The sequence below is a fragment of the Bacillus sp. 05T31 genome (assembly GCF_056396725.1).
This window is the reverse complement of sequence record NZ_JBFTMA010000290.1, coordinates 1-4,990: the sequence shown is the minus strand read 5'-3', so window position 1 is coordinate 4,990 and position 4,990 is coordinate 1. Positions and strand designations below refer to the sequence as shown.

At 32.0% G+C, this 4,990-nt stretch carries 10 protein-coding genes and 1 pseudogene; 5 read left to right on the top strand and 6 right to left on the bottom strand.

Annotation, left to right across the window (positions count from 1 at the left end):
- Positions 1-111: 111 nt before the first annotated feature.
- A complete protein-coding gene (locus tag AC1DJR_RS17215) occupies positions 112-213 on the bottom strand; it encodes a YjcZ family sporulation protein (RefSeq protein ID WP_477003103.1) in 102 nt (33 codons plus the stop codon).
- Positions 214-541: 328 nt separating this feature from the next.
- On the opposite strand from AC1DJR_RS17215, the gene AC1DJR_RS17210 reads away from it, so the two are divergent.
- Together AC1DJR_RS17210 and AC1DJR_RS17205 are read left to right on the top strand one after the other, a co-directional pair.
- Positions 542-742: a hypothetical protein gene (locus AC1DJR_RS17210; RefSeq protein WP_410589202.1), complete on the top strand. Its 201-nt coding sequence runs from the start codon at positions 542-544 to the stop codon at positions 740-742.
- A 261-nt stretch (positions 743-1,003) separates the two neighbouring features.
- Entirely contained in the window at positions 1,004-1,462 is a 459-nt protein-coding gene (locus AC1DJR_RS17205) for a putative iron-sulfur cluster-binding metallochaperone (protein ID WP_000389113.1), read from the top strand.
- Between the two features lie 119 nt (positions 1,463-1,581).
- Here AC1DJR_RS17205 and AC1DJR_RS17200 read toward each other — a convergent pair whose 3' ends face one another.
- Positions 1,582-1,905 (bottom strand): hypothetical protein, encoded by a 324-nt coding sequence (locus AC1DJR_RS17200; protein ID WP_002110670.1) that lies wholly within the window; start codon positions 1,903-1,905, stop codon positions 1,582-1,584.
- A 999-nt stretch (positions 1,906-2,904) separates the two neighbouring features.
- Here AC1DJR_RS17200 and AC1DJR_RS17195 point away from each other — a divergent pair.
- The gene (locus AC1DJR_RS17195; protein ID WP_477003102.1) at positions 2,905-3,210 is read left to right on the top strand and encodes a hypothetical protein; all 306 of its coding nucleotides are present in this window, start codon (positions 2,905-2,907) and stop codon (positions 3,208-3,210) included.
- 61 nt (positions 3,211-3,271) lie between these two features.
- Here the strand turns inward: AC1DJR_RS17195 and AC1DJR_RS17190 are convergent, their stop codons facing one another.
- Positions 3,272-3,493 carry a hypothetical protein gene (locus AC1DJR_RS17190; protein WP_002125677.1) on the bottom strand — a complete coding sequence of 74 codons (222 nt, stop codon included), beginning with the start codon at positions 3,491-3,493 and terminating at the stop codon, positions 3,272-3,274.
- A gap of 12 nt (positions 3,494-3,505) precedes the next feature.
- A complete protein-coding gene (locus AC1DJR_RS17185) occupies positions 3,506-3,709 on the bottom strand; it encodes a hypothetical protein (RefSeq protein ID WP_477003101.1) in 204 nt (67 codons plus the stop codon).
- Positions 3,710-3,807: 98 nt separating this feature from the next.
- Here AC1DJR_RS17185 and AC1DJR_RS17180 point away from each other — a divergent pair.
- Positions 3,808-4,052 (top strand): annotated as a pseudogene (locus AC1DJR_RS17180) (N-acetylmuramoyl-L-alanine amidase C-terminal domain-containing protein); the annotation flags it as partial.
- A 78-nt stretch (positions 4,053-4,130) separates the two neighbouring features.
- Here AC1DJR_RS17180 and AC1DJR_RS17175 read toward each other — a convergent pair.
- Both AC1DJR_RS17175 and AC1DJR_RS17170 read right to left on the bottom strand, forming a co-directional pair.
- A complete protein-coding gene (locus tag AC1DJR_RS17175) occupies positions 4,131-4,253 on the bottom strand; it encodes a hypothetical protein (protein WP_003187628.1) in 123 nt (40 codons plus the stop codon).
- 93 nt (positions 4,254-4,346) lie between these two features.
- Positions 4,347-4,688, bottom strand: coding sequence for a YolD-like family protein (locus AC1DJR_RS17170; protein ID WP_002035052.1), 342 nt, complete (start codon positions 4,686-4,688; stop codon positions 4,347-4,349).
- Between the two features lie 157 nt (positions 4,689-4,845).
- Here AC1DJR_RS17170 and AC1DJR_RS17165 point away from each other — a divergent pair.
- A partial coding sequence (locus tag AC1DJR_RS17165; protein ID WP_477003104.1) for a barstar family protein occupies positions 4,846-4,990 on the top strand: 145 nt, incomplete at its 3' end.

The following is a 4,990-nucleotide window of genomic DNA, read 5'->3' as shown; positions in this document are numbered from 1 at the left end:
AATAACTAATTTGGATGACTTGAATGTATAAACTTAAAAACTTTCCTTTATGGAGAGTTTTTTATTACAAAGAAAAGACACCCATATAAGAGTGTCTTTTCCGATAGTTTTTTAGCAGAAGCAAGAAGCTCCAACWATGATYAATAAAATAAACAATACWACTAATAAAGCAAAGCCGCCGCCACARCYRCYACAACTACCACCAAATCCCATAATAGTTCCTCCTTTAATAAGAGGGGAAAACAAGGGGTCACTCATGTATTTTAACGGATTCAATTTACTTTATGTTTTTTACGCAATAATTGAGCAGGTCCTTTTGAAAATAAARAAAAGACACMYTAAGGTGCCTTTCTCCGACTTGAACCATCTTAATTTTAATAATATTGGACTCACGTCCAAATATTATTTTACCATGTTAAGTAATATTGGTCATTGAGAAAAAAGAAAAATCCCTATATAGGGGTATCACCACACGACTAGCCAGCACTCACACCTAAAAACAGGAGGGAATGATAAAATGCAAGTTTAAGGAGGGGGATGAATGAAAAATGTACATAGATGGTTAAATTATTTTGGTTTTATATGTGTGTGCATGTCTAGCTTCGGTTTTGTTTCTCGTTGGATTTTTCGTGATGTGATTGCACTCGATCAATTACTTGTTTTGAGTATAGGAAATATTATTTTAATAACAGCGTTTTTTGTAAAATGTTGTAGTAAAGAGTTACGAGGTGATAAAGGTTAATCGCCCTAAATGTAGTTTTAGAATTTCGCAATCGGAGTATATTGTTGAAAAAGACTTATTGAATAATGACAGTTTATTTTAAGAAAGTAAATCGATAATATAGTAAATAATACTTTCCTTGACCCTGTACTATGGCACAGGGTTTATACTTTATATGAGGTGAGACAGATGCAATATCTTATTATCGAAACTTTAATAGATTCAGAAAAGAAAGTAGAAGAATATTTATAAAAAATAATAAATTGTAAAGGTGGGAGAATAATGGAAGATTGTTGTAGTAACCTTAAAGGAATAAAAATTGAAAATAATGGTCATTGTCCATCATGTAAAAATAAAGCTAAGAATGTAAAGTTGATTACACTAAAATCATTGCTTAAACCATCGGCATTAGAAACATTAAATGCTAAAGAAAATCACTATTTTTGTTCAAACGAAGATTGTGATGTAGTCTATTTTGATACGAATAATAAAAAATACTTTGTATCTGACATAAAGGTAGCTGTAAATCAAAAAGATGACTCAGCAACTACACCAATTTGCTATTGTTTTGATTGGACAAAAGAAAAAATCAAACAATATGTAGAAAATGGACTTACTCCTAATCCAGTAGAGCATATTCGCGAAAACATAAGAGAAAATCGATGTGGTTGTGAAGTAAACAATCCACAAGGTAGTTGTTGTTTAGGCAATGTTACAACTTATATTAGAAAAATGTCATAAGGAACTTAAATGTTGCTTTTTTTCACCAAAATACTTTGGGGTATTTCAAAATCTCAAGTCGATGGGCATGTGACGTTGCCTCATGCTCACCAAGCTAGTTAGKGTATGTTAAGTAAACCTTATGGATTTGTATATCTCATCCATCCACTTTCAGATTGTTTCGCTTTATACTTCCCATAAGACAGAAGCTTCATTGCCGAGCGATTGGCCGCATGAAAAACCAAGTTCAGCTTCCATTCTTCCTCCATTTCACTGGGATAGGTGGTAGATTCATAAACATAATAACCCGCCATGATACAGGGGATTACTTGCTCCGGTTCAAATCCATAAGCAGTTGCATCATCCACAACCAAATCAATGATGCATCGGTTTCCATCTTTAACTTTTTTCTGGAGTAATTTTTTTACCGATCCTGGTACTAATTCTAATATTTTATCCTTCATGTCAGTCACCTCATCTTTTATCATGTCCAGATAGCCTGGGGATATGTGTCAAACAGAATGAAGTTCCAACCGTAATTACACTGGTTTAACAAGATCTTAAGGACTATATCACCCTAAAAGAAAAAATGGCTTTAAATAAAAGAAACCCCGATTGTCTGCGGGGCTCCTAAGAGTAATCGTCAAGTAATGACGTACTCGACTAATTAACGATATCATGAATTTTTCGGTAAAAATAATGGTAAATGTGTCCGAATTAATGAGGGCATCATTTGGAACAAAAACGCTATTTTAATTTCAAACAAAAGAACAGTCAGCAAAAGCTAACTGCTCGGTTCTCCAAGGGGGAACAAGGAGAAAGTAACTTAATCGGTTGTCTTCAGTATTGACGGAATATTGAATTTTATTCAGAGGACTATGTTATATGATTGATAAAAAATTCCTTTATTAGCAGTAAAACTCCGAGGAGAGACAAGACTTCAATTGAGAACCAAAACATRCTTTTKTGAGGTTTTTTAAACTCCATTATTATGGAAGAAAATAAAAAGGTTGCAATCATCATGATRATTAAGAGWCGRATTATATCARMCATTAATARCACTCCTAATATTTAATCAGTTTCATTATATAGTTATTTCCAATGAGATGGAATTTAAGAATTGTTTTATTGAAATTCGAACAAAAAAGGTCCTGTTGTCTCCAACAGAACCTTTTCTAAAATGGCAAAGAGTAACTCTTACCTTACTCTTCTGCTATATAATACACAAAACACGTATAGATGTGTAGAACAAGAAATTCCAATATAATTATTTGAATAAAGTGTTTAAAAGTATCTTGTCGGGGTTTAATATAAGGAATTAAATTACAAACGTTGATTTATCAATGGATATTAATGATGAACTAGAAAATGGTAGTTAATAAAGAAATATTACAATAATTAAATATGAAATATTGCATATTCAATTGAAATAGAAATTTACAAGTAGAAAGCGAGGAATAACAATGGGGCTAGGAAACCATAGAATAGAAAATAGTTTGAGTGTAAATGACAGGTGTTCCGGGTTCTACTATGTATGCGAAGAATGTCATTGGGAATTCCATAGACACTTCGAAACAGTTAAATCACACGAGTATGTTACGGAGACACCTAAATATACAGAATTGATAGGATTATGGGAAGTATTGAATGATCCATTATCTATGAAAGAGTTCAAGGAACTTGTTTATAAAGGATTGGATTTAAAAAGAAATGTACAAAAATCATTTAATGAAGAAGAAATAGAAGCAAACAACAAACAATTAAAGTAGCGAATTCGATGCTTTTTTATTTTACATAGAAAAAAGGAAACCGCAAAGGATCCTTTTTATATTAAGCTGCTTTATAATTTTTATTTTTAATCCTATTTCTAGTATCCATAAATGCGGCGAATGTCGCTATAGCACCACCTAAATCATAAACTTGGAATTTGTGGACAAAAGCAAGTCCTACAATGAAATTGTAGCTGTATATAAAGCATGTAATACCGAACAGCCATAACATGAACTTTAAATCTTTTAAGCTCAATCTATAATTCTTAATTTTTTTCCACATATGTATCAACTCCTATTGTTCTGAGGTTCTATAGTTTTTCTTGCAGATCTCTCGCATGTTTACGATAAAGAATAGAAAGAAGATAACAGCTGCGATGCCATTAACCCAGTAATACGTATGTCCCATCGTGAATCCATCATAGAAGGAATAGGCATTCCAAATTATAAGGATTATTGAGYAGATAGTAGAGATCATTAATGAGCCAAAACTTCTCATGCTTTTCACCTCGATTCAAAGTTTTAGAACTTTTCATACAATTATACATTTAAATAAAAAGATTTACAAAAGGAATTACCATAAGGAGGGGGGGATGACTATACGCTCTAACGGGACAAACTGTTGGGAATTGTGAAGGAAACGGCGGTTCTAATGTGGATATCAATATGTTAAGTCAGGTGGATTCGATACTAACTCCTTAGATGAAGCTATTCAAGCTATGGCAGAACGAGGAATAAAAGGTAGCGTTAATGTTGATTCACTTTCTGGACTGTGTTATATCCAAACCGATGTCCTACCTAATACAGAGTTAGATAAGATTACTTGGTGGGTGGATACTTGATCAGGTGGTAAATGGTGGTATGAATATATCAAAGTTAGATAATAGTTGAAGCCGTCCTTAATCGGGCGTTTTCAACTATTATCTAAATGCTTCTTTAGTTTTCTCTATTGTGTTCTGTTCCTCTTTTGTATTTGTAAATTCGATAACCATAACAGACAGTCCAAAACCTAAACAAACAGCCTTTATCTTGCTAATTCTCACAAGAACTTACACTTTTTCTCTATCTGTATTTAACCTAGAATACAAGATTCTTTCATTTTTATTCCTGGATATATTTGAAAAACTGTATGTTTTTTATCTCAAATCAATTACATCTATAAATTTAAGGAAAACTCTGTTATAAGATGCATCAGTGCAAGTTATTAAATTCTTTATCGGATTTATGTCAGTTACAGTCACATATCTAGTAAGTAAATGACCATCTCTATAATAAGTAATCAATACCTTCTCTTCAGAAAGAAATGAACATAGTAACTTGTTTTCAATAATTTCTTGTTTGTCTTGAGTTAATGTAGGGCGCTCCACTTTTGTTTGTTTTTTAACAATCTTACCAATACCGATGAATTTCTTCGGTATTGAAGCGAATGGAGTCCGCTTAATCATTCCTATTTCTTTTGGCATATGTGTATAGTTCATGCTGTATATCTCCCTGATTGCTATTAATAACTGTATCATTATATCAATTTTTGGAGATGTTAGGATTATTTATATAATTATAAAATAAACATTTAGAGGTTTTTGACTCCTTATAAAATCAACCCAATTTAACTAAGCATGATTTATATATATATAATTGAGTAATGCACATGAATCAATTATTACCATAGATGTAAGCAATGTTTATAATGCAAAAGAATTGCATTTACTTCTTAAAGAGAAGCTTGAGTTTCCTAATTTGTACGGGGAAAACTGGGATGCTTTTTGGGATTGTATTATAG